Source organism: Mesorhizobium sp. LNHC229A00, from assembly GCF_000502415.1.
Lineage (GTDB): Bacteria > Pseudomonadota > Alphaproteobacteria > Rhizobiales > Rhizobiaceae > Mesorhizobium.
This window is the reverse complement of the sequence record NZ_AYWQ01000001.1, coordinates 670,244-697,233: the sequence shown is the minus strand read 5'-3', so window position 1 is coordinate 697,233 and position 26,990 is coordinate 670,244. Positions and strand designations below refer to the sequence as shown.

General features: G+C 62.7%; 23 protein-coding genes. 8 read left to right on the top strand and 15 right to left on the bottom strand.

What is annotated here, in order from left to right; genetic code table 11:
• Positions 1–82 precede the first annotated feature (82 nt).
• Together X742_RS1000000175425 and X742_RS166335 are read left to right on the top strand one after the other, a co-directional pair.
• Entirely contained in the window at positions 83–664 is a 582-nt protein-coding gene (locus tag X742_RS1000000175425; RefSeq protein WP_348524164.1) for an outer membrane protein, read from the top strand.
• Between the two features lie 141 nt (positions 665–805).
• Positions 806–2,008, top strand: a complete 1,203-nt coding sequence (locus X742_RS166335; protein ID WP_023770090.1) for a DUF2865 domain-containing protein — start codon at positions 806–808, stop codon at positions 2,006–2,008.
• Here the strand turns inward: X742_RS166335 and gltX are convergent.
• Both gltX and X742_RS166345 read right to left on the bottom strand, forming a co-directional pair.
• A complete protein-coding gene (gene gltX, locus X742_RS166340; RefSeq protein ID WP_023770089.1) occupies positions 1,926–3,299 on the bottom strand; it encodes a glutamate--tRNA ligase in 1,374 nt (457 codons plus the stop codon). The genes X742_RS166335 and gltX overlap by 83 nt on opposite strands.
• A gap of 167 nt (positions 3,300–3,466) precedes the next feature.
• On the bottom strand, positions 3,467–4,258 hold the full coding sequence (locus X742_RS166345; protein WP_245275475.1) for a hypothetical protein: 792 nt from the start codon (positions 4,256–4,258) through the stop codon (positions 3,467–3,469).
• Here X742_RS166345 and X742_RS1000000175420 point away from each other — a divergent pair.
• Entirely contained in the window at positions 4,220–4,720 is a 501-nt protein-coding gene (locus tag X742_RS1000000175420) for a hypothetical protein (protein ID WP_245275474.1), read from the top strand. The two genes, X742_RS166345 and X742_RS1000000175420, sit on opposite strands and share 39 nt — an antisense overlap.
• Before the next feature lie 122 nt (positions 4,721–4,842).
• Here the strand turns inward: X742_RS1000000175420 and X742_RS166350 are convergent, their stop codons facing one another.
• Positions 4,843–6,648: an ABC transporter ATP-binding protein gene (locus X742_RS166350; protein WP_023770087.1), complete on the bottom strand. Its 1,806-nt coding sequence runs from the start codon at positions 6,646–6,648 to the stop codon at positions 4,843–4,845.
• A gap of 465 nt (positions 6,649–7,113) precedes the next feature.
• Between X742_RS166350 and X742_RS166355 the strand changes: the two genes are divergently transcribed.
• Positions 7,114–7,644 carry a dihydrofolate reductase family protein gene (locus X742_RS166355; protein ID WP_023770086.1) on the top strand — a complete coding sequence of 177 codons (531 nt, stop codon included), beginning with the start codon at positions 7,114–7,116 and terminating at the stop codon, positions 7,642–7,644.
• Between the two features lie 29 nt (positions 7,645–7,673).
• Here the strand turns inward: X742_RS166355 and X742_RS166360 are convergent, their stop codons facing one another.
• Complete coding sequence (locus X742_RS166360) at positions 7,674–9,350, bottom strand: NAD+ synthase (protein WP_023770085.1); 1,677 nt, start codon at positions 9,348–9,350, stop codon at positions 7,674–7,676.
• A gap of 62 nt (positions 9,351–9,412) precedes the next feature.
• Positions 9,413–10,201: a DNA-3-methyladenine glycosylase I gene (locus tag X742_RS166365; RefSeq protein ID WP_023770084.1), complete on the bottom strand. Its 789-nt coding sequence runs from the start codon at positions 10,199–10,201 to the stop codon at positions 9,413–9,415.
• Between the two features lie 88 nt (positions 10,202–10,289).
• Between X742_RS166365 and X742_RS166370 the strand changes: the two genes are divergently transcribed.
• Together X742_RS166370 and X742_RS166375 are read left to right on the top strand one after the other, a co-directional pair.
• Positions 10,290–10,607 (top strand): cyclic nucleotide-binding protein, encoded by a 318-nt coding sequence (locus X742_RS166370; protein WP_023770083.1) that lies wholly within the window; start codon positions 10,290–10,292, stop codon positions 10,605–10,607.
• Positions 10,604–11,191, top strand: a complete 588-nt coding sequence (locus tag X742_RS166375; protein ID WP_023770082.1) for a DedA family protein — start codon at positions 10,604–10,606, stop codon at positions 11,189–11,191. The genes X742_RS166370 and X742_RS166375 overlap by 4 nt, the downstream gene beginning before the upstream one ends.
• A 3-nt stretch (positions 11,192–11,194) precedes the next feature.
• On the opposite strand, the gene X742_RS166380 is transcribed toward X742_RS166375, so the two are convergent.
• The 3 genes from X742_RS166380 to X742_RS166390 all read right to left on the bottom strand — a co-directional run bounded on the left by X742_RS166380 (position 11,195) and on the right by X742_RS166390 (position 12,677).
• Positions 11,195–11,782, bottom strand: a complete 588-nt coding sequence (locus X742_RS166380) for a hemerythrin domain-containing protein (protein ID WP_023770081.1) — start codon at positions 11,780–11,782, stop codon at positions 11,195–11,197.
• 40 nt (positions 11,783–11,822) lie between these two features.
• Positions 11,823–12,182, bottom strand: a complete 360-nt coding sequence (locus tag X742_RS166385) for a diacylglycerol kinase (protein WP_015317648.1) — start codon at positions 12,180–12,182, stop codon at positions 11,823–11,825.
• Between the two features lie 78 nt (positions 12,183–12,260).
• Positions 12,261–12,677: a GFA family protein gene (locus X742_RS166390; protein ID WP_023770080.1), complete on the bottom strand. Its 417-nt coding sequence runs from the start codon at positions 12,675–12,677 to the stop codon at positions 12,261–12,263.
• Between the two features lie 412 nt (positions 12,678–13,089).
• Here X742_RS166390 and X742_RS166395 point away from each other — a divergent pair, with 412 nt between their 5' ends.
• Entirely contained in the window at positions 13,090–14,160 is a 1,071-nt protein-coding gene (locus tag X742_RS166395) for a GGDEF domain-containing protein (protein ID WP_023770078.1), read from the top strand.
• Positions 14,161–14,274: 114 nt separating this feature from the next.
• On the opposite strand, the gene X742_RS166400 is transcribed toward X742_RS166395, so the two are convergent.
• The 3 genes from X742_RS166400 to X742_RS166410 all read right to left on the bottom strand — a co-directional run bounded on the left by X742_RS166400 (position 14,275) and on the right by X742_RS166410 (position 19,664).
• The gene (locus X742_RS166400) at positions 14,275–15,648 is read right to left on the bottom strand and encodes a 3-deoxy-7-phosphoheptulonate synthase class II (RefSeq protein WP_015317645.1); all 1,374 of its coding nucleotides are present in this window, start codon (positions 15,646–15,648) and stop codon (positions 14,275–14,277) included.
• Positions 15,649–15,805: 157 nt separating this feature from the next.
• Entirely contained in the window at positions 15,806–19,303 is a 3,498-nt protein-coding gene (gene mfd, locus X742_RS166405) for a transcription-repair coupling factor (RefSeq protein ID WP_023770077.1), read from the bottom strand.
• A gap of 73 nt (positions 19,304–19,376) precedes the next feature.
• The gene (locus tag X742_RS166410) at positions 19,377–19,664 is read right to left on the bottom strand and encodes a succinate dehydrogenase assembly factor 2 (RefSeq protein ID WP_023770076.1); all 288 of its coding nucleotides are present in this window, start codon (positions 19,662–19,664) and stop codon (positions 19,377–19,379) included.
• 92 nt (positions 19,665–19,756) lie between these two features.
• Between X742_RS166410 and recG the strand changes: the two genes are divergently transcribed.
• Positions 19,757–21,865 (top strand): ATP-dependent DNA helicase RecG, encoded by a 2,109-nt coding sequence (recG, locus tag X742_RS166415; protein ID WP_023770075.1) that lies wholly within the window; start codon positions 19,757–19,759, stop codon positions 21,863–21,865.
• Here recG and X742_RS166420 read toward each other — a convergent pair.
• From X742_RS166420 to X742_RS166435, 4 genes are all read right to left on the bottom strand, one after another.
• The gene (locus X742_RS166420; RefSeq protein ID WP_031240956.1) at positions 21,817–22,569 is read right to left on the bottom strand and encodes a DUF502 domain-containing protein; all 753 of its coding nucleotides are present in this window, start codon (positions 22,567–22,569) and stop codon (positions 21,817–21,819) included. The genes recG and X742_RS166420 overlap by 49 nt on opposite strands.
• 92 nt (positions 22,570–22,661) lie before the next feature.
• Complete coding sequence (gene glmS / locus X742_RS166425) at positions 22,662–24,485, bottom strand: glutamine--fructose-6-phosphate transaminase (isomerizing) (RefSeq protein WP_023770073.1); 1,824 nt, start codon at positions 24,483–24,485, stop codon at positions 22,662–22,664.
• Between the two features lie 201 nt (positions 24,486–24,686).
• On the bottom strand, positions 24,687–26,063 hold the full coding sequence (gene glmU, locus X742_RS166430; RefSeq protein ID WP_023770072.1) for a bifunctional UDP-N-acetylglucosamine diphosphorylase/glucosamine-1-phosphate N-acetyltransferase GlmU: 1,377 nt from the start codon (positions 26,061–26,063) through the stop codon (positions 24,687–24,689).
• A gap of 159 nt (positions 26,064–26,222) precedes the next feature.
• The gene (locus X742_RS166435) at positions 26,223–26,969 is read right to left on the bottom strand and encodes a cytochrome c biogenesis CcdA family protein (protein ID WP_023770071.1); all 747 of its coding nucleotides are present in this window, start codon (positions 26,967–26,969) and stop codon (positions 26,223–26,225) included.
• Between the last annotated feature and the right edge of the window lie 21 nt (positions 26,970–26,990).

The window sequence follows — 26,990 nt, the reverse complement described above, 5'->3', positions numbered from 1 at the left end:
TGCTCGCATCGGCAATGCTGATTGTGGTTGGCGGACAGGCGTTTGCCGCCGACGCCATCTGGCTGGAGCTGGCCGCGCATGACTGGTCCGGCGTCTATGTCGGCGGGCATCTTGGCTATGGGTTCGGCAAAACCGACGCGACCTACAACCTGCCAAACACGCTAGCGGTCCGGGGCACGCAGGACTACGACATCGACGGCTTTCTGGGTGGTGTCCAGATCGGCTACAATTACCAGTCAATTCTACGGTTCTGGGGATCGAGTCCGATATTTCGGGCGCCGATATCAAGGGGCATTCCGACGAGGTCAATGTCGGCGGAGGCGATGTCTACGATACCAAGGTGGATTGGTTCGGGTCGATCCGCGCCAGCGCTGGCTATGCCTTCGGCAGCACTCTTGTCTACGGGACCGGCGGCCTCGCTATCGGGGGTGTCGAGAACCGGTATCTCGATGGCCCCGCCGACAGCTATTCCGAAAAGAACACCAAAATTGGCTGGACGATTGGCGCGGGGCTGGAGCAGGCAATCACCGATCACTGGTCGGCAAATGCCGAATATCGATATGTCGACCTGCGGGATCAGACGATCAACTACGCGCCGAACTTCAGCACGACTTTCGACAACACGTTCAGTACCGTCAGGATCGGGATGAACTACAAGTTCTGATGGCCCACCCGGCCATTACCAGACTGATGGGTACATCGAATACGCGCGGGTTTTCGGCCGGCAACCAAGCAACTTCCGAAATGGACGATTAACCGCGAACGGGGTAGCCTTGGCGACCACAGGCAAGCGGGATCGAGGCGGATGGCGAGCGGAGGTTTGAAGCAGGCGCATGCTGCCGTGCTGCTTGGCCTCCTGCTGTCCGGCGTGGTGGTCAGCGAGCCCCAGGCCGCTTCGCGGGTCTGCCGTCAATTGGAGGCCGAGCTCGCCGCAACCTCACGCGGCGGTGGCGGTGGCCCGGCAATGGTCCGGAAATACGATGCCGCGGTCGAAAGGCAGCGCCAACAGATCTCGAAAGCTCGCGGTCAGGCGAGCAGCGCCGGCTGCGGGTTCTCGTTGTTTTCGCGCAACATCAACCAGTGTGCCGGGCTGAACGCCACCATTGAGCGCATGACCGCCAATCTCGACAGTCTGCAGGCCAAGCGCGCCCAACTAGCCGGCAGCGGCCCACACCGCGACCGGGGCCGTATCCTGGCGGCGCTCGATGCCAATGACTGCCGTGACGATGCGGTGTCCCCCCGCCGCGCGCCTCCGCTGGAGGCGAATCGTGAAGATGGAGGCAATGCGAATCTCTTCGACCAGCTTTTCGGCGGCGACAACCGCCAGGTCGATACATTGGACCAGCCGGACGCTCCCGGCGAGGAACGCAATGTCGGTCGCGTCCTGAACCTGCCCGGCGCTCCAGACGCTCCGGGCAGTGGCGGCGAGTTCCACACCAGTTGCGTGCGCACCTGCGACGGCTATTTCTTCCCGATGTCGAACGCCGCCTCGCCCGGCGATTTCGAGCGCGACCAGAAGAATTGCGAATCGGCCTGTCCCGGCACCGAGATGCAGGTCTTCTATTCGCGCGGCATGGACGATGATTCGGCATCGATGATGTCATCGGTCACCGGCAGGCCCTACGGCGAATTGCCGACCGCCTATCTCTACAAGCAACCCAACATGTCGCGGCCGCCCGCTTGCGGCTGCAACGCCGCGCAGAATTTCCAGATCATTGGCGGCAACTCGCCAAGCCCACAACAGTTACAGCCCGAACCGGAAGCGGCGCCGCTCGTTCCGGTACCGGCCTTAAAGCCCGATCCGGGTGCCGACCCCGAGACCCTGGCCAATAGGGACGGCGGGCTTGACCGTGAGGCCATCAAGCGCCTCTCGGCCAAGCCTATGACATCGCCCGTTTCGGCCGTGCCTCCGGACCAGCGCAAGGTCAGGGTCGTCGGGCCAACGTTCCTTCCCGACCCATCAGGGGCAATAGATCTGCAAGCTCGGGCCCCGAAGGCAGTCCAGTAAGGGCAAGCCTGAGCGGCATGAACAGCGCCTTGCCCTTGCGGCCGGTCGCTTCCCTGATCTTGCCGGTCCAATCCTTCCAGATCGTCCCGTTCCACGGCTCCTCAGGCAGGAGATCGAGCGCCTGGTGAAGAAAATCGCGGTCGTCGTCGGAAAAGTCGGGCTTCTCCCGCGGCCCTTCGCGCAGGACGCGCCACCAGGCACCCGCATCCGCCAGCCGGTCGAGATTGCCGCGCACCGCCAGCCAGAATGGTTGGGCCTGCTCACCGGCAATACCTAGCACCATCAGCCGGTCCCGCGCCTCGTCGAACGGCATATTATGCAGCAGCACCCGGTTGAGCACGAACAGTTCGGCCGGATCGAACTTGGACGACGATTTCGAGGTCGCGGCCGGGTCGAAATGGCTGGCGAGTTCGGTCAGGTCATGCGCGGCCGCGACATTCTCGGACGTGCCGACCAGTACGGCCAGCGAAGCGACGGCCATCGGCTCGATGCCGTCATCGCGCAGGCTCTCGATGGAAAGTGCGCCAGTGCGCTTCGACAGCCCCTCGCCCGAGACGGTGGTCAGGAGATTGTGGTGCCCGAAGACGGGCGGCTCGGCACCCAGCGCCTTGAACAGGGCGATTTGCACGCCGGTGTTCGTGACATGATCGTCGCCGCGGATGACGTGGCTGACACCCATCTCGATGTCGTCGACGACGGAGGGCAGCGTGTAGAGATAGGTGCCGTCCTCACGCACCAGCACCGGATCGGACAGCGAGGCCAGATCCACCGTCTCCTCGCCACGCACCAAATCGTCCCAGCGGATCTCGGTGCGCTCCGGCTGCAGCGGATCGCCAGAGAAATTGGGCAGCAGGAAACGCCAGTGGGGCCGGCGCCCATCGGCCTGATATTCGGCCACCTGCTCTGTCGTCAGCGCCAATGCCTCGCGGCCATAGACCGGCGGCAGGCCTCGCGTGCGGCGCACCTTGCGCCTGAGATCGAGTTCTTCCGGCGTTTCGTAGCAGGCGTAAAGAACACCCGCCGCCTTCAGCCGCTCCACCGCCGCGTCATAGATTTCGAAGCGCCGCGACTGATACTCGGTGGCATCTGGGAAAATGCCCAGCCAGTGCAAGTCGTAAAGGATGGCGTCGGCGAATTCCTGCTTCGAGCGGGCGATGTCGGTGTCGTCGAAGCGCTGGATGAAGCGGCCCTTGTTGTTGAGGGCAAACAGCCAGTTGAACAGAGCGGTGCGCGCATTGCCGATGTGGATGCGGCCGGTCGGTGACGGGGCGAAACGAACGGTAACTGTCATAAGCGGGGCGTACCGGATGCCTTTGTGATTGACAAGATGCGCCCCCGCGCCGTGCCGAAGACATAGAACATGGCGGCTGGAATGAAAAGACCGGGCCGGCAGGCGGCGCAAGGCGCCATGAGAGGGCAAGCAGCCGACGGAGCCGACGAACAGGTGGTAGACGACGATCAGCGGCCGAAGTCGTCTGAACTCAGGCGGGTCCAGCGGTCGCCCATTAAGCCGCCGATAGCGATGTCGCCGGAGCGGACCGCTTGCGCAACCTCGGCGATTCGCGAGCGGACCATCGTCCCCCCGGCATAGCGGAAGAAGACATTCCTGTAGCCGAAGAGGTGAGGCATGAACTTGCCCTGGGTCTGCCCGGTGATGCCTGCGCAGCCCATATCCCGCGCTGCCGCGACGAGGCCGTCCAGCGTCGCGCCCCAGTGGTGTCCGGAAGTCTGGATTTGCAGCAGGACCGCCATGTCTCCGACTCGGCCGTAAAAGGCATAGCAACCGAGCATTTTGCCTGTCTCATCGTAAGTCCCGCCGAAATGAAGTGGTCCGTCGGCCTGCTTCTCGGCCGCCAGCGCGAGCAGCCGCGGCAGTTCGCCGTCCTTCCAACTCGGCCGAAGAGCGTAATCGGAGAGAAGGGTCGGCAGCCGCTCGGCGAACTGCGCGGCATTGATCGGCTCGGCATGGACCCGATGCGACGATGAAGGCTGGAAAGGCGACCCGAACCTTCGCTTCGCGACAGCGTCGAGTGCTCTCGCGCACGGGTCGAGTGCCAAGCGAGGCAGGCCGGGCCATTTACGGTGCAGCGCGGCGGCGGCCATCGCGGCTGGCCGGAAGATGCAGGTCCATCCCAGGCAATGGACCGGCAGGAGCTGGTATTTCATCGGTCGCGCGAAGGCCAGGGACACCCGGTTGGCCGAATCCGTCAGTTGCAGATCGAATTCGCCTTGGTGCAAGGCGCGCAGCAATTGCGGTCCTGCCGAGCCATCATCGGCGCCGGTGTCGGCCATGAACGGACCGATGATCGCCGCATTCAATCCAGCGCCGTTAAACTCGTAACGGGCTTTCAGGACGCCGAGGAACCCGCCCAGATCGCCCTGCCGGGTGATCTGGACAAGAGCGCTGCTCGCACCGGGTTGGCCGGCGGGGTCAAGATAGATCTTTCTCATGTATTCGGCCGTCTCCTCGATAGCGCGATCGAGGAGGTGACGCCGGCCGCGGCGAAACTTCGTCAGGAAGAGTGCCGCGACGCGCTCGAGATCTTCGGCGGCGAGTGGCCGAACCGAGCCGTGCTGGGAATCCAGCACCGACGGGGCGGTCACCTTTTGCGCGCCGGCATTTGCGGAAACGAGATGCATCGTAAACACCGAAAAGGTTGCTTTTACAGAATACAGCAACCAAAAGTAGAAACAACGAATCTCGGCCGGTAACGTAAACAGACGTCACGCACTCGGGACTTTGGCTTCGCCCTGCGATTGCGAGCGCCACATGGCTCGCCGGCTTATGGCACCGATAGAGGTGGCCCCCGACAGGAGCAGGAGGCCACCTTGGGTCACATCACGAGGCCCTTGGTAAGTTCCAGCGCCTGGCGCTCGAACAGGCGGCGGTAGATGCCACCCTTCAGCCGGATCAACTCGTCATGCGACCCTTCCTCGACGATCTTGCCGCGATCGAAGACCAGCAGCCTGTCGAGCGCCCGCACCGTCGAAAGCCGATGCGCGATGACCAGTGTCGTGCGGCCGACCATCAGCCGTTCCATCGCCTGCTGGATGAGCACCTCCGATTCCGAATCGAGGCTCGACGTCGCCTCGTCCAGGATCAGGATGCGCGCATCGGCCAGGAAAGCGCGGGCGATCGCCACGCGCTGGCGCTCGCCGCCCGACAGTTTCACGCCACGTTCGCCGACCAGCGTGCCATAGCCCTTTGGCAGGCTGGTGATGAAGTCGTGCGCGCTCGCCAGCCTGGCGGCATGCTCGATCTCATCCTGCGTCGCGCTTGGCCTGGCATAGGCGATGTTTTCGGCCAGCGACCGGTGGAACAGGATCGGTTCCTGCTGAACGATGGCGATCTGGCCGCGCAGCGACGCCTGGGCGACCTGCGAGATATCCTGGCCATCGATCACGATCTTTCCCGCATTCACTTCATAGAGCCGCTGGATGAGCTTGACGAACGTTGTCTTGCCCGAACCCGAGTGACCAACGAGCCCGACACGTTCGCCCGGCGCGATATCCACCGAAAAGTCGCGGTAGAGCGGCGACCGGTGACTGCCGTAGTGAAAGGTGACGTTGTCGAAGGCGATGTGGCCCTGCGTGATCGCAATCGGTTCGGCGCCGGGCGTGTCTTCGATGCCGAGCGGTTCGGATTGGAAATCGACCAGTTCCTCCATGTCGTTGATCGAACGCTGCAAATTGCGGATATGCGTGCCGATATCGCGCAAATAGCCTTGCAGCACGAAGAACGAGGTCAGCACGAAAGCGACATCGCCGGCGCTCGCCTGCCCCCACGACCACAGCATCAGCGCCAGCCCGATCACGGCGGCCCGCATGACCAGCAGCAGCGCCCCTTGCGTGGTGCCGTTGATGGTGCCGCGCACCCAGGTGCGCCGCGTGCGGTCGCGCCATTTGGCGACCACCGTGGCGAGGCGGCGCTCTTCGCGCGCCTCGGCGCCAAAGCCCTTGACCACGGCATTGCAGCTGACCGCGTCGGCCAGCGAGCCGCCGAGGCGCGTGTCCCAGGTGTTCGCAAGCCTTGCCGCGGGCGCGACATAGCCAAGCGACAACATGGCCGTCACCGTGATGAACAGCAGGGAGCCAGCCGCGACGACCGCGCCCATCAGCGGCCAGAACCAGCCGAGCAGCAGCGTCGAGCCGGCGAGCATGACCACCGACGGCAGCAGCGCGATCAGGATCGTGTCGTTGAGCAGGTCGAGCGCCCACATGCCGCGCGTCACCTTGCGCACCGTCGAGCCGGCAAACGAGTTGGCATGCCAGTCGGTCGAAAAGCGCTGAACGCGATGGAAGGCGTCGGCCGCGATGTCGGCCATCATCTTGAGTGTCAGCTCAACGATGCCCATGAAGGCAAGATTGCGCAACACGACGCCAGTCAGCGCCAGCGCCATCAAAAAGGCAAATGCCGTCATCGCGGCGTTCCAGGCAATGGCATCCGCTCCGGCGCTGCTGGCGACAGCATCGACCAGCCGACCGGAATAGAGCGGCGTCAGCACGTCGGCCAGCGTCGACAGCAGGAAGCCGCCCATGATGAGCGAGAGCCGCCAAGGCTGACGCCGCCAATGGGTAAGTGTGAAGCCAAGAACGCTGCGAAAGGCGCTCGCGCGCAAATCGATCTTGAAACGAGCCATGATGTCATTCGGGCGCAAAACGCGCCCGATCCCAGTAAGGTCGAAAATTGAAAAGCCGCGATAGGGCAGGTGATGCCCGGGATGCGGAGTGGCATATTGGTGTCGAGCCCCTCGGGAGGGCGGCGACCGGCATCGGCATAAGCTTGAACTCGATCCGGCTTCGCCACGAGAGACAGACCCTCGCGGAGCACCGGATGAGACCTAAGCTTCGCGGCCTCGCATTACCATTTGAAATACTGCCATTCGGACCTCCCGCAAATGAATCGCGGAACGGTCCTTATAGGGACAGCCCGACGCATCGCCAAGACCAGCCCGTCCCCAAAGCGTATCTGGTTCAGTCACTGAGGTTATTTTGCAACAACGGCTGGTGGACGCTTGCTCGCCGGCGCACGGTTTGCCCCGATCTCGCTTCTGCGTAACAGTGACCCCGACTATCCTGAAGACCGCGGTAGGAGATCTTGCAGCATGGCGAAGCTCATTTTCAGAATGAACCAATCCCTCGATGGTTACGTCGACCACCTGGCAATGCCCTCACGCCCCACTATCTTTCGTCACTGGATAGACCAAGTGCGCGACCTTGCCGGCAGTGTATACGGTCGCGGCATGTACGAGGTCATGCGCTATTGGGACGAAGACCGTCCCGAGTGGAGCGCGGAAGGGCACGAATTCGCGGCGGCGTGGAGGAGCCAACCGAAATGGGTCGTGTCGCGCTCGCTGAAGTCAGTCGGCCCCAACGCCACACTTGTCCGGGATGACATCGAGGCGGTGATACGTGGGCTGAAGGCTGGTCTCGCTGGGGAGATTTCGCTGTCTGGACCCAACCTCGCACGAAGCGCAACCGACCTCGGTCTGATCGACGAATATCAACTCTACTTGCACCCGGTCGTGCTTGGCCACGGCAAACCATTCTTCGCCGGCCCTCGGCCACCACTGCGCTTTGTGGCCAGCGATCGGATTGACGATGACGTGATCAGGTTGACCTACGTTCCTGCCTGATCCGCCGATGCACATCCGGCATCGATCCACTAGCCGCGATCCCGGAATCGGTTGGTGATGGGATAGCGGCGGTCGCGGCCGAAATTCTTCCTGGTGATCTTCACGCCCGGTGCCGCCTGCCGGCGCTTGTACTCGGCGATGTAGAGCAGATGTTCGATGCGCGCCACCGTCGCCCGGTCATGGCCGCGCGAGACGATGTCGTCGACGCCCATCTCGTTCTCGACCAGGCATTCGAGGATGTCGTCCAGCACCGGATAAGGCGGCAGCGAATCCTGGTCGGTCTGGTTCTCGCGCAATTCGGCCGATGGCGCCTTGTCGATGATGCTCTTCGGGATCACCTCGCCTGAAGGCCCGAGCGCACCCGGCGGCACATGGCTGTTGCGCCAGCGCGAGAGCGCGTAGACCTGCATCTTGTAAAGGTCCTTGATCGGATTGAAGCCGCCATTCATGTCGCCGTAGAGGGTGGCGTAGCCGACCGACATCTCGCTCTTGTTGCCCGTGGTCACGACCATCGAGCCGAATTTGTTTGAGATCGCCATCAGGATGGTGCCGCGCGCGCGGCTCTGCAAATTCTCCTCGGTGATGCCTTCCTTGGTGCCTTCGAACAATTGCGTCAGCGCATGCAAAAAGCCTTCGACGGGCTCGAAGATCGGGACGATGTCATAGCGGCAGCCGAGGGCGCGGGCGCAGTCCTCGGCGTCCTTGAGGGAATCCTTCGAAGTGTAGCGATAAGGCATCATGACGGCACGCAGCCGTTCCTCGCCCAGCGCATCGACGGCCAATGCGGCACAGATCGCGGAATCGATGCCGCCGGAAAGGCCAAGCACCACATTCTTGAAGCCGTTCTTGTTGACGTAATCGCGCAGGCCAAGCATGCAGGCGCGGTAGTCGGCCTCCTCCTTGTCCGGGATTTTCGACATCGGTCCTTCCGAACAGACCCAGCCATCATCGGTACGTTTCCAAGTGGTGACGTCGACCGCGTCCTCGAACTGACTCATCTGGAAGGCGAGCGTCTTGTCCGCCCCGATAGCGAAGGAGGCGCCGTCGAAGATCAGCTCGTCCTGGCCGCCGAGCTGGTTGGCATAGATGATCGGCAGGCCACATTCGATGACTTGCTTGATCACGACCTGGTGGCGAACGTCGATCTTGGCGCGATAATAGGGCGAGCCGTTCGGCACCAGCAGGATTTCCGCGCCGCTTTCGGCCAGCGTCTCGCAGACCGCGACGTCGCCCCAGATGTCCTCGCAGATCGGTATGCCGATGCGCACGCCGCGGAAGTTGGCCGGTCCCTGGATCTCGGGCCCGGCCTGGAAGACGCGCTTCTCGTCGAATTCACCGTAGTTGGGCAGATCGAGCTTGTAGCGTTCGGCGATGATCTTGCCGCCATCGGCGAAGACGATGGAATTATGCGTGCCGCTCTTGCGCTTCAGCGGCGTACCGATGATGACGCCCGGACCGCCATCGGCGGTATCCGCGGCAAAATCCTGCGCTGCCCGCTCGCATGCCTTGAGGAAGGCCGGCTTGAGCACCAGATCCTCCGGCGGATAGCCGGCGAGGAAAAGCTCGGTGAAGAGCACAAGGTCGGCGCCTTGGCGGGCGGCATCCGCCCTCGCCTCGCGCGCCTTGGCGAGGTTGCCGGCGACATCGCCGACAGTCGGGTTGAGCTGGGCGATGGCGATACGCAGTATGTCAAGCTTCTTGGTCATGCTGCTGACTTAGCGCGGCGGAATTCACCTCGCAATGGCGTTCGTTTGGACCAATTCAGCCGTCAACCGTCGCCCATATACTCGCGCAGCGATTGCGGAGAGTGGTTTTCGCCGATCGACATCGCCAGGATGCGCGAGAGATGCCGGCGCGGCAGGCCTGTCTCGCCGGCCCAGCGGTTGATCTGGACCTGGATCTTGTCGAGGTCCTTCTTCGATGTCGGGTTGTCCGCGATGTCGAGACCCGAATCGCGAAGGGCTGCCGCCATGTCGGCGGAAATGACAAAAGCATCCCAGCCCAGCCAGCGCAAAAAATACTGGCCGGTGTTGCCGCCGAGCCGGCTGCCATGCTTGCCGAGATAGGTCATCAGCCCGACCTGGTCATCGGCGGGCCATTCGGCGAGAAAATTGCCGAAGCCGCCATGTTCCCGGGACACGCGCTCGACGAAGGCGGCGTTGTCGCGAACGGACCTGATCTTCTGCGGATTGCGCACGATGCGCTGGTCGGAAGCCAGGTCGTGCCAGAAATCCTCGGGCTGGAACAAAAGCCGCTTCGGCTCGAAGCGCAGGAACGCTTCCTCGAAACCGGNGTGCCAGAAATCCTCGGGCTGGAACAAAAGCCGCTTCGGCTCGAAGCGCAGGAACGCTTCCTCGAAACCGGCCCATTTCTGCTCGATGACGCGCCAGACGAAACCGGCGGCAAAGACGCGTTCGGCCATGGTCGACAGGATACGGTCGTCGGTGACGTCGGCCACCGCCGCGTTGTCGGGTATCGGACCCAACAGCGAGATCAGTTCCGCCTCACCACCCTTGCGATTTGCCGCACGAGCGCGAATTTTCTTGAAGTCGGCCATCGGTCCCCCTCGGTTCGCCTCAATCTAGCACTTCCCGCCCGGGCCGGCAGCCTCTACCTCTAGCGCGGCAAAGCGCTTGGAGACGGCCATGAACAAGACGATCGACGATCTGGCGAACCGTTGGCTGAAGCGAAAGCCGGATGGGCTGAGCCAGTTGGAAAGCCGGGTGCTGCAAAGCACCATCGAACGTACCACCATCACCAGGGACACCAACAAGGCCGTCGCTTTCCACCAGACCTTTGGCGACCGTCTTGCCGATACGATCGCCCGCGTCGGCGGCTCCTGGTCGTTCATCCTGACCTTCATCGCCTTCCTGATCGTATGGACNATGCGTGACGAAATCGGGCGGCTGGCGGAAGTGGTCAAGCGGATCGACGAAAGGCTGTCACAGCAGTCGGCGTCATGAGCGAGGCGATCCACCATTTCATCGAGCAATACGGGTTGCTGGCGGTTTTTCTCGGCTGTGTGGCCGAAGGCGAAAGTGTCGCGATCCTGGGAGGCTTCTTCGCCCACCAGCATGTTTTCGTGCTGTGGCACGCCTTTGTCGCGGCAGCGCTGGGCGCCTTCGCTGGCGACACCTTTTTCTTCATCCTCGGCAGGAGTTTCGCTGATAATCGCCATGTCGTCAGGCTGCGCCGGCGGCCCGGCTTTCGCCGCGCCTACCGCCTGCTCAACACCCATCCCAACATCTTCGTGCTGTCGAACCGCTATGTCTACGGCATGCGCCTGGTCGGCGGCATCGCGGCCGGCCTTTCAACCATAGCGGCGCCGCGCTTCGTCATCCTCAACGCCATTTCCTCGGTCATCTGGGCGGTCCTGTTCAGCACGATCGGCTATGTCTTCGGATTGGGAGCCGAACAGTTGATTGGCCAGGCGCTGATGAAGCACGAGCGGCTGTTCGTCGGGCTCGGCATCGGCCTTGCCGTGGCCGTGCTTGCCTGGTTTGTCGCCCGCAACATCGCCAAGCGGGAGCGCGACAAGGAGTTTTGACCGTCAGTCGATGCCGAGCGCCTGGTCCCCCCGATCGAGGATGAGCGGGATGATCAGGTCCTCCTCATCGGCCAGATGCCGGGTCAGCATCGCGATCAGTCGGCTGTTTTCGTCGGCATAGGTATCGGCGGCGAAGCGCTGCTTATCCTCACTCTCCTGAAGTGTACGGATGAAGGCGTTCGCCGCCTCGGCGTTGCGCTCCAATCCTTCATGGATGGTGTGGTGGTCGGCATCGAGAATCTCGAAACCGCGCGTCAGACGGGGCTCCGCCTTGGTGAAGGCCGGGAAATACTGGTAATCCTCGACATTGTGGTGGCCGTCGAGATGCCCGAGAAAATGGTTGAGGCGCGGCGCGAACCAGCGCGCGAAGTCGGGAGCCGTCAGTCTGCCTTCGCGATAGTTGCCAATGCCGCCGGTGAGCATGCCGCCGAGTTCGCGAAACATGTCATGCCGCTGCAGCCACATATTGGCCATGCCGTGAATGTTGGCGTGAGCCTGCCAGTTCTCTCGCGGATACTTTTCGGCCAGCCAGCGCAGGTCTTCCGGCAGGCCCAGGCGTTCAAGAAGCGAGGAATTCGTGACCTCTGCCATGACGGTCTCCTTTGGTGACTGTCATATAGGGATCAAAGTCTCAGATCGGCACCCCCGTAATGCGCTCGATGAGAGCGATGCCCCAGACGCCGCCGGCAATCACGACTGAAATCAGCACCGCCAGCGAGCCGCAATCCTTGGCGAGCTGGATATCGATATGGAATTCACGAGAAATTGCATCGCACGCCGCCTCGATACCGGTGTTCAGCACTTCGACCATGATCAAGAGGAGCACCGCGCCGATCAGTAGCGCGTAACCGCGCCACGACACTGAAACGAACCAGCCAGCGGGCAAGGCCAGCACCAGCAGCATCAGTTCCTGCTGGAAAGCCTTCTCGCTAACCGCAAGTTTGCGAAATGCCCGCACCGAATTGATAAATGCATCGATCAGCCGCTGCATGCCAAGGCCCCTCTCGGAATCACCGGCCCGGGATAAAGCAATGCCCCGATCAATGGAATAAGGCGGATCGTCCAAATTTCATTCGGCGACCGGTATGGCCGGTGTCGACTTTTCAAACTGCGGCAGCCCATCGTCGATCGAATAATAGTCGCCCTTGTCGCCGACGAAGATATGACATTCGCCCTTGAGCGCTGTCGGCTTGTCGAATGATCCGGCCATGACCGAGATATAGTCTTGATCCATTGCCTTCCAGAACAGCAGCGACCCGCATGTCTTGCAAAAGCCGCGCCTGGCGAAGCCCGACGCTTCATACCAGGTGATGCTTTCCGTGCCTTCGATCGCGATGTCGACGTCGGCAACATTGGTCGCGGCATAGAAATGCCCGCTCTGTTTGCGGCATTGCGAACAATGACAGTAGACAACGCCACGCAGTGCCCCACTTGTCCGGAAGCGAACCGCGCCGCACAGGCATGATCCCTGGTGACTGTCGCTCATTTCGGCACTCCTCGAAGACATCTTGCCTGGCATCCTTGTCAAGATTCCAGCTTTGCGGTGGTTACGCGCAAGCAAATGCGACATCGATTGGTGTGACGAATTCGAAATTCAGTTTCGTTGCCAGCAGCACGCCGCAGGGTTCCGAATTCAAAAACACCAAACGGAGGTGTTTTCCCACGATGGCGGCGCAAAAATTCACGCGCTCACAGCTCCAGCTAGGGAAGAACCTGGGAAATCGGGTGAATTAAGGAAACTTTAGCGCTGTCGCAACTATGATCTCTCAAAGCGAAGGGCGCGGGTGGGGACGCACCTCTTCGCAAGATGTTCTGGAGCATCGGGTGCGCTCCCCAGGTCGGCGATCAATGGACCCGCGAATTTCACGTCGGGACCCAAGGGGAAGAGTGAATCAGACATGCAGCCGGCAGCAGCCCCGACCGAACGAAGCACCAACATTGCAAGCACCGTTGTTGCGACCATGCATCAGCTTGGCGTGCTCGGCCTGCCGCGCAACTATGAGATTTTCTATGAGGCCTTGAGCGGCACCAACCGCGAGCTCGGTCTTGCCGTTTTGTCGCTGAGCAGTCGGCCGACTCAGGATGAGCTGGATCAGATCGGGCGCACCTTCTTCGCCCACAACCATGGTCCCGGCATCGTCGAATACGCCAGGGACGTCATCGCCCGGGAACTCGAGGAAGTCGCCTCGCTCCTGCGCAGCGAGCGCAGCCATATCGAAAAATACGGCCGGATTCTCGGTGAGACATCCAGTGGCCTGAGCAACCGCAGCCTTCTCTCCCAGGATCTTCTGCAAAAGATCGCCAACGCAATGACGATCGCAACCAATTCGACGATCGATCACGGTCGGCAGGTCGCCGCGACGCTTAGCGACAAGACGGCCGAGCTTGAGAGCGTCAAGTCGAAGCTCGAGGAATATAAGCGGCTGGCCGATACGGATCCGTTGACCCAGATCTGGAATCGTCGCGCTTTCGACAAGGAAATCGCCAGGATCTACAACAGCAACAAGGGTATTCTGTTCAATGCCCTTGTCCTCGTCGACATCGACCGGTTCAAGGACATCAATGACCGCTATGGCCATCCTGTCGGCGACAAGATCATCCAGATCATCGCCGAGATTTTCCAGACCAGCATTCGCGGCGACATGTTCGTCGCCCGAACCGGCGGCGAGGAGTTCGCGCTGATCATCGAGGGCGCCAGCGAGGACGCAACCTACGAAATCGTGGAACGCATTCGCGCCCTGGTCGAGCAGACGCCGTTCACCAGCAGCCAGACCGGCATGAATTACGGCACCGTGACGGTATCGATGGGCATCTGCATGGCATCAGAGGCCGAAGGCCCCGAAGACCTCTACACCAAGGCGGATCGGGCGCTCTACCGCTCCAAGGTCAGCGGGCGCAACCGCGTCACCAGGCATTCAGGCATGGCAGGGCGCGCCGGCAAAAGCTGGCTGCTCTACAAGAAAGACTGAGGCTTTCGCTTTTCCCGATTGCGCCGACACGGTCGGAAGCACAACCGAAAGTTGAAATAAAAAAGGCGCCGGTTTCCCAGGCGCCTTTTCCTTATCGGTTCCAATTGGCTGAGATCAGCCGTTCGCGACCTGCTTGTGCTGCACCGGATGGCTCTTCTTCAACAGGTCCGAGACCAGGAAGGCCAGTTCGATCGCCTGGTCGGCATTGAGGCGCGGATCGCAATGGGTGTGGTAGCGGTCCTGCAACTCCTCGGCGGTGATGGCACGGGCGCCACCGGTGCATTCGGTGACGTTCTTGCCGGTCATCTCGACATGGATGCCGCCGGGATGCGTGCCTTCGGCGCGATGCACCTCGAAGAAGGTCTGAACTTCTTTCAGAATGCGGTCGAAGGGCCGTGTCTTGTAGCCGGCGGCCTCGATCGTGTTGCCATGCATCGGATCCGAGGACCAGACCACGCTGCGGCCTTCCTTCTGCACAGCACGCACCAGCTTCGGCAGATGGTCGGCAACCTTGTCCGAACCGAAGCGGGCGATCAGCGTCAGCCGCCCCGGCTCGTTCTCGGGGTTCAGCAGGTCGATCAGTTCCAGGAGGCCGTCCGGCGTCAGCGACGGACCGCATTTCAGGCCAAGCGGGTTCTTGATGCCGCGGCAATATTCGACATGGGCGTGGTCGGGTTGACGCGTGCGATCGCCGATCCAGATCATGTGACCCGACGTGGCGTACCAGTCGCCCGAGGTCGAATCGACACGGGTCAGCGCCTCCTCGTAGCCGAGCAGCAGGGCCTCGTGGCTGGTGTAGAAGTCGGTTTCGCGCAGCGCGAAATTGGTTTCGGACGTAATGCCGACCGCGCGCATGAAATCCATCGTCTCGGTGATGCGATTGGCAAGCGACTCGTATTTCTCGCCCTGCGGGCTGTCGGAGACGAAGCCGAGCATCCAGCGATGCACATTCTCCAGGCTGGCATAACCGCCCTGTGCGAAGGCACGCAGAAGGTTGAGGGTGGCCGCCGACTGGCGGTAGGCCATTTCCTGGCGGGCGGGATCGGGAATGCGCGACTTCTGGTCGAACTCGATGCCGTTGATGATGTCGCCGCGATAGCTCGGCAGCGTCACTTCGCCCTTGGTCTCGTTGTCGGACGAGCGCGGCTTGGCGAACTGGCCGGCAACGCGGCCGACCTTCACCACCGGCTGCGCACCGGCGAAGGTCAGCACCACGGACATCTGCAGGAAGACCCGGAAGAAGTCGCGGATGTTGTCGGCGCCATGCTCGGCAAAACTCTCCGCGCAATCACCACCCTGGAGCAGGAAGGCTTCGCCGGCGGCAACCGCCGCCAACTGCTTCTTCAGCTTGCGCGCCTCGCCGGCAAAGACCAACGGCGGGAAGGTGGCGAGTTGGGCTTCCGTGTTCTTCAGCGCGGCAAGGTCCGGATAGGCGGGAACTTGCTTGATCGGCTTTGCTCTCCACGAATTCGGCGACCATTTCGTCATCGCTGCACCCAACGCTCTTTCCGGCGGACACCCTCGCCCGCCATTTCTCGCCCCAACTGGGGTGGCGGCTCCATACACGAAGCCGATTTCCTATTCTAGACCGGAATTGCGGTGCTGGCGAATGGCTGACGCGCCCAGGACGGCCCGAAAGGCGAGATCAGGCCGTCTTCTCCACCAGTCGCGCCAGTTGCGTCATGACCACAGCCGAGCCCGCCAGACGCTTCTCCGCCGTCGGCCAGTCGCGGATGAAGACCACGCTGTGGTCGGCCCTGATCTTGGCCAGCGCGCCCTGTTCGCCGATGTATTTGACAAGCCCGACCGGGTTCGAGAACTCGCGCTTGCGGAAATGGATGACGATACCCTTTGGCCCGGCATCGAGCTTCTCGACATTGGCCTTGCGGCACAGCGCCTTGATGAAGACGATCTTGAGAAGATGTTTCACTTCCTCCGGCAACGGGCCGAAACGGTCGATCAGTTCGGCGCCGAAAGCGTCGATCTCCTCGGTGTTTTCGAGATCGCCGAGGCGGCGGTAAAGCGCCAGCCTGAGCTGCAGGTCCGGCACGTAGCCTTCCGGGATCATCACCGCCGTGCCGACGGCGATCTGCGGCGACCAGCCGCCATCCTGCACCTCGCCGGAATCCTTCACCTCGGCGACCGCTTCCTCCAGCATCTGCTGGTAGAGCTCGAAACCGACCTCCTTGATGTGCCCGGACTGTTCCTCCCCCAGCAGATTGCCGGCGCCCCTGATATCCAGGTCATGGCTGGCGAGCTGGAAGCCGGCGCCGAGCGTGTCGAGCGACTGCAGTACCTTCAGACGGCGCTCGGCAGTGTCGGTGAGCTTGCGGTTGGCCGGCAGTGTGAACAGCGCATAGGCGCGCACCTTCGAGCGTCCGACGCGGCCGCGCAATTGGTAGAGCTGCGACAGGCCGAACATGTCGGCGCGATGGATGATCAGCGTGTTTGCGGTTGGGATATCGAGCCCGGATTCGACGATGGTGGTCGACAAAAGCACATCGTACTGGCCGTCATAGAAGGCATTCATGATGTCGTCGAGTTCGCCCGGTGGCATCTGGCCATGCGCCACCGCTACCTTCAGCTCAGGGACTGATTCCTTCAGGAAATCATGAATTTCCGCCAGATCGCTGATACGCGGAACGACATAGAAGGAATGGCCGCCCCGGTAGCGCTCGCGCAACAGCGTCTCGCGAATGACCAATGGGTCGAAGGGCGAGATGAAGGTGCGCACCGCCATGCGGTCGACCGGTGGCGTGGCAATCAGCGACAGCTCGCGCACGCCCGTCAGCGCCAGTTGCAGCGTGCGCGGGATCGGCGTCGCCGACAAGGTCAAAACATGGACGTCGGTCTTCAGGTCCTTCAGCCGTTCCTTATGCTTGACGCCAAAATGCTGCTCCTCGTCGATGATCAGCAGGCCGAGATTCTTGAACGAAATTGCGGAGCCCAGCAGCGCATGGGTGCCGATAACGATATCGACCTGCCCTTCGGCAATGCCCTTCTTGGTCTCGGCTAACTCCTTTGAGCCCACCAGCCGCGACGCTTGTGCGACACGTATCGGCAGTCCGGAAAAGCGCTGCGAGAATGTCTTGAAATGCTGACGCGACAACAATGTCGTCGGCACCACCACCGCGACCTGAAACCCTTCCATCGCCGCGATAAAGGCGGCGCGCAGCGCCACTTCGGTCTTGCCGAAGCCGACATCGCCGCAGATCAGCCGGTCCATCGGCCTACCCGCGCCGAGATCGTCACGTACCGAGTCGATGGCCGTCTGCTGGTCGTCGGTTTCCTCGTAAGGGAACCGGGCGGCGAACTCGTCATAGAGGCCTTCGGCCGGCACCAGGGCCGGTGCCGCCCGCATCTGCCGCTCGGCGGCGATGCGGATCAGTTGTCCGGCCATGTCGAGCAGGCGCCGCTTCAGCTTCGCCTTGCGCGACTGCCAGGCGCCGCCACCGAGCTTGTCGAGCGTCGCTTCGGCCGTGTCGGAGCCGTAGCGCGACAACAGCTCGATGTTCTCCACCGGTAGGAATAGCCGGTCGTCGCCGGCATAATGGATTTCCAGGCAGTCATGCGGCGCGCCGACCGCTTCAATGGTGCGCAGGCCGATGAAACGGCCAATGCCATGGTCGGCATGGACGACAATATCGCCGGCCGACAAGGCCGAGGCTTCGGCAATGAAGTCGGACGCGCGCTTCTTGCGCTTCGAACGCCGGATCAGCCGGTCACCCAGAATGTCCTGTTCGGCGACGACAACCAGCTTTTCAGTCTCGAAGCCGGATTCCAGTGGCAAAACCGCCAATGCGGCCTGTCCCGGCTCGAGCTGTTCGGCCTCTGCCAGCGTCTTGACCTGCTTGAGATTGCCGAGACGGTGCTCGGCCAGGATCTGGCCAAGCCGGTCGAGCGAGCCTTCGGTCCAGCCGGCTATAACGACCCGGCGGCGCGCCGCGCGCTCGTCGGCTATGTGCCGGACGACGACATCGAAGACATTGACGTTCGGATCGGCTCGCTCCTCGACGAAGCTGCGGCCATGGCGCGAGCCGGCGTGGAAGACTTTCTTGCTCCCCAGGTCCGGCGCGTCGAACACGGTAAAGTCGATGTCTTCGCGCTCGCCAAGCGAAGCCTTCAGATTCTCCGGCGAGAGATAGAGCAGATCCGGCGCCACCGGCTTGTAGGGAACCGCATCCTTGAGCGCCGCGTCAGCCTGCTTTTTGCGCGCCTCGTAGTGATCGAGTATCAGCGTATGGCGCTCGGCCAGCGCCTCATGTGCCAGATGGTCGAAAACCACGGGTGCGTCGGGCAGGTAGTCGAACACCGTCTCCAGCCGCTCGTAGAAGAACGGCAGCCAATGCTCCATGCCCGCGAAGCGCCGGCCTTCGCTGACCGCCGCATAGAGTCCGTCGTCACGCTGGGGTGCGCCGAAAGCCTCGATATAGGAGCGGCGGAAGCGGCTGATGGTTTCGGGCGTCAGCGCCACCTCGCTCATCGCCTGAAGCGCCATCGACTTGCGCTGGCCGGTGGTGCGCTGCGTGGCGGCATCGAAGACGCGGATCGATTCCAGCGTGTCGCCGAAGAAATCAAGCCTCAGCGCCTCGCTCCAGCCGGGCGCAAAGAGGTCGAGAATGCCGCCGCGCACCGCGAATTCGCCGATGCCGCGCACGGTCGGCACCCGCTCGAATCCCGACGTCTCCAGCCGCGCGATCAACGCATTCATGTCGATCTGGTTGCCGGGCCGGGCGTGGAAGGTTTGGGCCTCGACAAGCTCCGCGGGCGGAATGCGCTGCAGCAGCGCATTGGCGGTGGTGAGAATGACCGCACGGTGCGGCTTCTTCGCCAGTGCGATCATGGCGGTCAGCGCATCGAGGCGCTTGGCGGCGGCATCCGAACCGGGCGAAACACGGTCGTATGGCAGGCAGTCCCAGGCAGGCAGTTCCAGCACAGGCAGGCCCGGCGCGACGAACGACAGCGCCTCGATGATGGAAGGCAGGCGCTGGCCGTCGCGGGCCACGAACAGCACCGGCTTGTCGGGTGCGATCTCGAGCGCCGTCTGCACCAGCGCGAAAGCCTCGTAGCCGTCCGCGACACCGTCAACGATGAACTGGCCGGCGCGGCCCTTCGGCAAGCCAATGGTGGGAATGAGAGCCATCAAATCACGGTCTTGTTTGTCGCAATTCCCATGGGAAAACCGCTTCGCACTTTTCCTGGAATTGCTTGTGTGTTCAGAAAGTCATTGTCCGGCGGGACGCCAGGATTTTTTGCAGGACGGCACAGTCGATCTCCGCCGGGACCGGGCGTTCGCCCGTGACCAGCGGCAGGAATTCCGTGTCGACAATATCGAGGAGCCCCTCATATTGGTCGATTTCCTCGGCGGTCAAGGTGCCGATCTCGGCATCGGCGAAGGTGCCGAGGATGAGGTCCATCTCGCGCATGCCGCGATGCCACGAACGGAACAACAGCTTGCGGCGATGCGCGTCCAGCCCCTCGCTTGATCGTTTCGTTCCGGTCATTGTGCCGCATCCTCGCTACAAGCGGCGCATATAGCGTGGATAGTGGGCGCTGTCAGCCTTGCGCTGCGGCCGTCGCGACATAAGCTGACATCATGCGTCCTTCCATCCTCGATCCCCTGTTTGTCCCGATCACCTCGCTTGCCGGCGTCGGGCCGAAGGTTGGCGCGCTGATCGAGAAGGTCGTTGCCGCCGATCTCGGCGACCGCGCCGCACGCGCCGGCGACCTCCTGTTCGTGCTGCCGCACACCGTCATCGACCGCCGAAACCGGCCGGGCATCGCACTCGCGGCCGAAGGCGCGATCGTGACGCTTGAGTTGCGCATAGACCGCCACCAGCCGCCACCGCGCGGCAACAGGTCGGTGCCGTACCGGGTGTACGCCCATGACGACACCGGCGAAATCGGCCTGACCTTCTTCCATGCCCATGCCGCCTATCTCGAAAAGGCAATGCCTGTGGGCGAGCCTGTCGTGGTGTCAGGCCGGATGGAATGGTTCAACGGCCGCCCGACCATGGTCCACCCCGACCATATCGCGCTCGCCAGCGAAGCCGAGAACCTGCCGCTGGTGGAGCCGGTCTATCCGTTGACCGCGGGACTGTCCGGCAAGGTGCTGCGCCGTGCGATCGGCCAGGCGCTCAGCCGCCTGCCGGAGCTGCCGGAATGGCAGGATGATGCCTTCATGCGCCGCGAGAGCTTCGCGTCCTTCGGCGACGCGCTGACCCGCGTCCATTATCCCGCCGACCCGATCGATGTCGCGGTCGAAGGGGCTGCATGGCGCCGCCTTGCCTATGATGAATTGCTCGCCGGCCAGGTCTCGCTGGCCCTGGTGCGGGCAAAGGTGCGGCGCCTGTCAGGCCGCCCTCTCGTCGGCGATGGCCGCATCGTCGAGAAGCTGCGGGCCGCACTGCCCTATTCGCTTACGCCCTCGCAGGAATTCGCGCTCGCCGAAATCAACGCTGATCTCGCCGATCCGGAGCGCATGCTGCGGCTGCTGCAAGGTGATGTCGGCTCGGGCAAGACGGTGGTGGCGCTGCTTGCCATGGCACGTGCTGTCGAGGCCGGCGGCCAGGCGGCGCTGATGGCGCCGACCGAAATCCTCGCGCGCCAGCATCTGGCGACGATCACCCCGCTTGCCGCCAGGGTCGGCTTGCGCATTGCCATCCTGACCGGCCGTGAAAAGGGCCGCGAGCGAGCCGAAACGCTGGCGGGTCTTGCCAGCGGCGAGATAGACATCGTCGTCGGCACCCATGCGCTGTTTCAGGAAACCGTCAGCTTCCACGACCTGGTCCTGGCCGTCATCGATGAGCAGCATCGCTTCGGCGTTCATCAGCGGCTTGCCATCACCGCCAAGGGCGACGCGCCCGACATGCTGGTCATGACCGCGACCCCCATCCCGCGCACGCTGGTGCTGACCGCCTTCGGCGACATGGACGTGTCGAAGCTGACTGAAAAACCGGCCGGCCGCCAGCCGATCCGCACCGTTACGCTGCCGCTGGAGCGGCTCGACGAGCTGGTCGGCCGCATGCTCGATGCCGTCGCGGATGGCCAGAAGATCTACTGGATTTGCCCGCTGGTCGAGGAATCCGAAGAAATAAAACTGATGTCGGCCGAGGATCGTTTTGCCTCGCTGAAGCCACTGTTCGGCGATCGCATCGGCCTTGTCCATGGCCGTATGAAGGGTGTCGAGAAGGACGAGGCGATGCGGGCCTTCAAGCAGGGTGAGACGCGCATCCTGATCGCCACCACGGTCATCGAGGTCGGCGTCGACGTTCCTGACGCCACGATCATTGTCATCGAGCATGCCGAACGCTTCGGCCTCGCCCAGTTGCACCAGCTGCGCGGCCGGGTCGGACGCGGCGACAAGCCCTCGTCCTGCGTGCTGCTGTACAAGGATCCGCTTGGCGAGACCGCAAAACGCCGGCTGTCGGTGATGCGCGAGACCGAGGACGGTTTCCGGATCGCCGAGGAGGACCTGAAACTGCGTGGCGAAGGCGAATTGCTGGGCACCCGCCAGTCCGGCACGCCGGGTTTCCAGGTGGCGCGCATCGAGGTGCACGCCGACCTGCTGGAGGCCGCCAGAGACGACGCCAGGCTGATCCTGTCGCGCGACCCCGAACTGCAATCGGACCGCGGCGAGGCGCTGCGGCTCCTGCTCTACTTGTTTGGCCGCGACGAGGCCGTGCGGCTCCTGCGGGCCGGATGAGGTCCCAGCGGCGGATTGGCCAGGGTTCCGTTGATCGGCTCGCCGTTCAGCGTCACCAGTTTCGTCTTCACCTCGGGGGCTACCAGCCCGGCCGACACGATCAGTTTGGCGCCGTCCTCGATGGTCATGTCGAGCGGCACGATGTCCGACTTCAAAACATACATCAGGAAACCGGTCGTCGGGTTCGGCGTGCAGGGCATGAACACGGCGATCAGCGGGTCGCCTTCCTGGTCGAGCTTCTGGTTGATCTCGGTTTCCTTTTCGCTGGCGACGAACACCAGCGACCACACGCCCTTGCGTGGATATTCGACCAGCCCGACCTGGCGGAACATGTCGCCCTTGTTCGACAGCACGGTCTCGAAAATCTGCTTCAGCGAGCCGTATATGCCGCGCACCAGCGGCATGCGGCCAAGCAAGCGCTCGCCAAAGCCGACTATGGCGCGGCCGACAATGTTGGCTGTCAGGAAACCGATCAGCGTGATCAGGATGAGCGCGACGATGAGCCCGAACCCCGGAACCGGAAACGGCAGATAGGTGTCGGGGCTGTACCGCGCCGGAATATACGGTTTCACCCAGGAATCGACCCAGCCGATGAACGACCAGGCGATATAGGCGGTGATCGCCAGCGGGGCGCAGACGATGAAGCCCGTGAGGAAATAGTTCCTCAGCCGCGTCATGCCGGAAGTCTTGGGAGCGTCTGACATGGTTCACCGGAGGCGCTATTGCGACGCGACATTAGTGAACCGGAAGGCGCTTTGGAACTGCGAAGTTTTTAAAGGCGCCTGTTTACAAGCGCCTATTCCACCGTCACCGACTTCGCCAGATTGCGCGGCTGGTCGACGTCGGTGCCCATGAACACGGCGGCGAAGTAGGCGAGCATCTGGATCGGCAGCGCATAGATGATTGGCGAGATGATTTCCGGCACATCCGGAAGCACGATCGTCTCCATCGTCTTCAGGCTCACCTGCGCCGCGCCCTTGGCGTCGGTGATCAGGATGATCTTGCCGCCACGCGCCGCCACTTCCTGCATGTTGGACACGGTCTTTTCGAAGATGCGGTCGTGCGGCGCGATCACGATCACCGGCATGTTCTCGTCGATCAGCGCGATCGGCCCATGCTTCAACTCCCCCGCGGCATAGCCTTCGGCGTGGATGTAGGAAATTTCCTTGAGCTTCAGCGCGCCTTCCATGGCGAGCGGGAAATTGGTGTCCCGTCCGAGATAGAGCACGTCCTTGTAACGCGACAGTTCCCGGGCGATCCGTTCGATCTGCTCTTCGAGCTTGAGCACCTGGTTGGCATAGCGCGGCGCTTCCGAAAGCGCTCGCACCAGCGTTTTCTCTTGCTCCTTCGAGATCGCTCCGCGCGCCACGCCGGCGCGCACGGCAAGCGACGCGAGCACGGACAACTGGCAGGTGAAAGCCTTGGTCGAAGCGACGCCAATCTCTGGCCCGGCCAGCGTCGGCAGCACGACGTCGGATTCGCGAGCCATGGTCGATTCCCGCACATTGACGACGGCGCCGATCTTCATCCCGGCCTTGCGGCAATAGCGCAAGGAGGCGAGTGTATCGGCGGTCTCGCCCGACTGCGAGATGAAGAAGGCGGCGTCGTTGGCCGACAACGGCATCTCGCGGTAACGGAATTCCGACGCGACATCGATATCGACCGGGAGCCGCGCATAGCGCTCGAACCAGTATTTGCCGATCAAGCCGGCGAGATAGGCGGTGCCGCAGGCGGAGATCGCCAGCCGGCCGATCTTGGCGAAGTCGAATGGCAGATCGAGCGGCTTGGAGACACCGGAGACGAAGTCCACATAATGAGCCAGCGTGTGCGAGATCACCTCGGGCTGCTCATGGATCTCCTTCTCCATGAAATGGCGGCGGTTGCCCTTGTCGACCATGAAGCTGGTCGAGAGCGACTGCTGGCGCTTGCGATCGACCTTTTTGCCGTCGATGTCGAAGATGGCGACGCCGTCGCGGCGCACCACCGCCCAGTCGCCGTCCTCGAGATAGGTGATCGAATTGGTGAACGGAGCGAGCGCGATGGCGTCGGATCCCAAAAACATCTCGCCATCGCCATGGCCAACGGCCAAAGGCGGGCCATTGCGCGCACCGACGATCAGGTCCTCGTCACCCTTGAACATGATGGCCAGCGCAAAGGCGCCTTCCAGCCGCTTGAGCGCCTGATGCGCGGCCTCGACCGGCTTCAACCCTTTGGCAAGCTCGCGCGCTACCAGGTGAGCAACAACCTCGGTGTCGGTCTGCGACGAGAAGGAATAGCCGTCGCGGATCAGCTCCTCGCGCAGTTCGGCGAAATTCTCGATGATGCCGTTGTGGACGATGGCGACGCCGTGCGAAAAATGCGGGTGCGCATTGGTCTCGTTGGGCACGCCATGGGTTGCCCAGCGCGTATGGCCGATACCGATCATGCCGTCGAGCGGCTCATCCTTGAGGCGGCGTTCGAGGTTGACCAGCTTGCCCTCGGCACGGCGGCGGCCGAGCTCGCCCTTCTCGATGGTGGCGACGCCGGCGGAGTCATAGCCGCGATATTCGAGCCGCTTCAGTGCGTCGACGATGAGTGGCGCAACCTGCGAGTGGCCGACGATTCCAACGATACCGCACATGCAGACAGTCCCCGATTGCCAACGGAAAACCAGCGATATTTAGGCGTGGCCGGCCTGCCGCGAAAGTCACATTGCATTTCGTCCGCTGTAACGGACGCTTCAGCAGGCATGCACCATGACAGCCCGCTCTTGCAATCCAGTTACTGCAATCATTCGGTTTTTCGATGGCTTCGGCGAGAAAGCAGACCGTCGACCCAATCGCTAATGGTCGGCGCCAGCCGCTTTCTTCTTCGCGGCCGCCGCGGAAGCAAAGCGTTCGCGCAATTCCTTGCCTTTGCCGGGGATCGTCTTCTGGCGGGCGCGGCCGAAGGCCAGTGCATCGTCGGGTACGCTTTCGGTGATGACGCTGCCCGAGGCGATGTAGCCGCCCTTGCCGATCGACACCGGCGCCACGAGCGAGGAATTGGAGCCGATGAAGGCACCCTCGCCGATGTCCGTGAAGAACTTTGAGTAGCCGTCGTAGTTGCAGGTGATGGCGCCCGCCCCGATATTGGCGCCCGCGCCGACACGCGCGTCGCCGATATAGGTCAAATGGTTGACCTTGGCGCCGTCCTCGATGACGGCTTGCTTGACCTCGCAGAAATTGCCGACCTTGGCCTTGTTTCTGAGATCGGCGCCTGGCCGCAGCCGTGCGAACGGCCCGACATCGCAATTGGACCCGATGGTGGCGCCCTCGATGTGGCTGAAGGCGTGGATTTTGGCGCCGCCGGCGATCCTCACGCCCGGACCAAACCAGACGTTGGGTTCGACGATGGTGTCTGCGCCGATGTCGGTGTCATACGAGAAGAACACGGTTTCCGGGGCGATCAGCGTCACGCCCGACAGCATCGCGTCATGGCGCCGGCGCTGTTGCCAGATGGCTTCGGCTTGCGCCAGTTCGGCGCGATTGTTGATGCCGAGCGCGCTTTCGAAGCTGGCTTCGGTGGCAACGACATCGAGATTTTGTGCACTGGCGATCTCGACGATATCGGTCAGATAATACTCGCCCTTGGCATTCTTGTTGCCGACCGCGTCGAGCAGTGTCAGCGCGTGCGCGCCCGCCACCGCCATCATGCCGGCATTGCAGAAGCCGATTTTCTTCTCCTCTTCGGAGCAGTCCTTTTCCTCGCGGATAGCCGTGAGCTTGCCATCCTTTTCGATCAACCGGCCATAGCCGGTCGGATTGGGTGGGCGGAATCCGACCACCACGACGGCAGCACCTTCCGCCAATCTCAGCCGCGCCATCGTGAGCGCTTCCGCATCGATCAGCGGCGTGTCGCCGAACATCACCAGGATGTCGTCATAACCCCTTGATATAGCTTCACGTGCGGCAAGAACAGCATGCGCCGTACCCAAGCGCTCTTCCTGCACGAAGGTTTCGGCCTTGGGTGAAAATTTCGCTACCGCCTTGCGCATCTCTTCCGCTCCATGTCCGATGACGATCGCATCGCTGGTGGCGCCGGCGGCGTCGGCCGCCTTCACCACGTGAGCGACCATCGGCAGGCCCGCGATCTGGTGCAGCACCTTCGGCAGCGCGCTCTTCATGCGCGTGCCTTCGCCGGCGGCGAGGATGACGGACAGGCAGGATCTCTGGCTCATGGACGGGCAACCGTATGAAAGGGTTGGGAATCAAGACACGATAGCAGTGGCGCCATGCTGCACCAATGCGGTTAAATTCCGGTGAGATGATAAAGCAGCTGACTCTCAATCAGCGGGTCCTCAGTTGAAATCCCGTACCTCACCGCAAGTCGACAAGCGTCAGCCCAGCCGCCCCAGCACCGGGAAATTTTCCAACAACCAGTAGGACACCGTCTGCACGCCACCGGTGAGGAAAAAGACGCCAGCGACCACCAGCAGTGCGCCGATGGCCTTTTCGACGCGGCCGAGATGGACGCGAAATTTGCCGAGGAAGCGCATGAAGGCGCCGGAGAACAGCGCCGCGATCAGGAACGGGATGCCAAGTCCGAGCGAATAGGCGGCGAGCAGCAGCGCGCCCTCGCCCACCGTTTCGCGGCCGCCGGCCAGGGTCAGGATCGGCCCCAGCACCGGGCCGATACAGGGGGTCCAGCCGAAGGCAAAGGCGAGCCCCATGACATAGGCGGCGATAGCATTTGCCGGCTTGCCCTGCGACTGGAAACGCGCCTCGCGCGACAACAGCGGAATACGCAGGATGCCGAGAAAATTCAGGCCCATCAGGATGATCAGCACGCCGGCGCCCATCGCCAGCGGCTCCTGCCAGACGCGCAGCAGCCGACCGATGGTCGACGCGCCGGCGCCTAGCGCCACGAACACGGTGGAAAAACCGAGCACGAAGGCGATCGAGGAATAGAGCAGCGCGCCGCGCGCGCCCTCGCGTGCCGTCGCACCTGCATTGCCGCGGAAATCGTCGACGGAGACGCCGGCCATGTAGCAGAGATAAGGCGGCACCAGCGGCAGCACGCATGGCGAGAGGAACGAGATGGCCCCCGCCCCGACCGCGCTGACATAGCCGATATCCAATGCCATTCCAAAACTCCAACCTTTGGC

Bases quoted from the DNA above. Each gene is read 5' to 3' on its own strand.
- glmU (WP_023770072.1), bottom strand. From the start codon at position 26,063: ATGAGCCAGAGATCCTGCCTGTCCGTCATCCTCGCCGCCGGCGAAGGC.
- X742_RS166435 (WP_023770071.1), bottom strand. From the start codon at position 26,969: ATGGCATTGGATATCGGCTATGTCAGCGCGGTCGGGGCGGGGGCCATC.
- X742_RS166350 (WP_023770087.1), bottom strand. From the start codon at position 6,648: ATGGCTCGTTTCAAGATCGATTTGCGCGCGAGCGCCTTTCGCAGCGTT.
- X742_RS166400 (WP_015317645.1), bottom strand. From the start codon at position 15,648: ATGACGAAATGGTCGCCGAATTCGTGGAGAGCAAAGCCGATCAAGCAA.
- recG (WP_023770075.1), top strand. From the start codon at position 19,757: ATGCGTCCTTCCATCCTCGATCCCCTGTTTGTCCCGATCACCTCGCTT.
- gltX (WP_023770089.1), bottom strand. From the start codon at position 3,299: ATGACAGTTACCGTTCGTTTCGCCCCGTCACCGACCGGCCGCATCCAC.
- X742_RS166335 (WP_023770090.1), top strand. From the start codon at position 806: ATGGCGAGCGGAGGTTTGAAGCAGGCGCATGCTGCCGTGCTGCTTGGC.
- X742_RS166420 (WP_031240956.1), bottom strand. From the start codon at position 22,569: ATGTCAGACGCTCCCAAGACTTCCGGCATGACGCGGCTGAGGAACTAT.
- glmS (WP_023770073.1), bottom strand. From the start codon at position 24,485: ATGTGCGGTATCGTTGGAATCGTCGGCCACTCGCAGGTTGCGCCACTC.
- X742_RS166410 (WP_023770076.1), bottom strand. From the start codon at position 19,664: ATGACCGGAACGAAACGATCAAGCGAGGGGCTGGACGCGCATCGCCGC.
- X742_RS166390 (WP_023770080.1), bottom strand. From the start codon at position 12,677: ATGAGCGACAGTCACCAGGGATCATGCCTGTGCGGCGCGGTTCGCTTC.
- X742_RS166375 (WP_023770082.1), top strand. From the start codon at position 10,604: ATGAGCGAGGCGATCCACCATTTCATCGAGCAATACGGGTTGCTGGCG.
- X742_RS166385 (WP_015317648.1), bottom strand. From the start codon at position 12,182: ATGCAGCGGCTGATCGATGCATTTATCAATTCGGTGCGGGCATTTCGC.
- mfd (WP_023770077.1), bottom strand. From the start codon at position 19,303: ATGGCTCTCATTCCCACCATTGGCTTGCCGAAGGGCCGCGCCGGCCAG.
- X742_RS166395 (WP_023770078.1), top strand. From the start codon at position 13,090: ATGCAGCCGGCAGCAGCCCCGACCGAACGAAGCACCAACATTGCAAGC.
- X742_RS166360 (WP_023770085.1), bottom strand. From the start codon at position 9,350: ATGACCAAGAAGCTTGACATACTGCGTATCGCCATCGCCCAGCTCAAC.
- X742_RS166355 (WP_023770086.1), top strand. From the start codon at position 7,114: ATGGCGAAGCTCATTTTCAGAATGAACCAATCCCTCGATGGTTACGTC.
- X742_RS166380 (WP_023770081.1), bottom strand. From the start codon at position 11,782: ATGGCAGAGGTCACGAATTCCTCGCTTCTTGAACGCCTGGGCCTGCCG.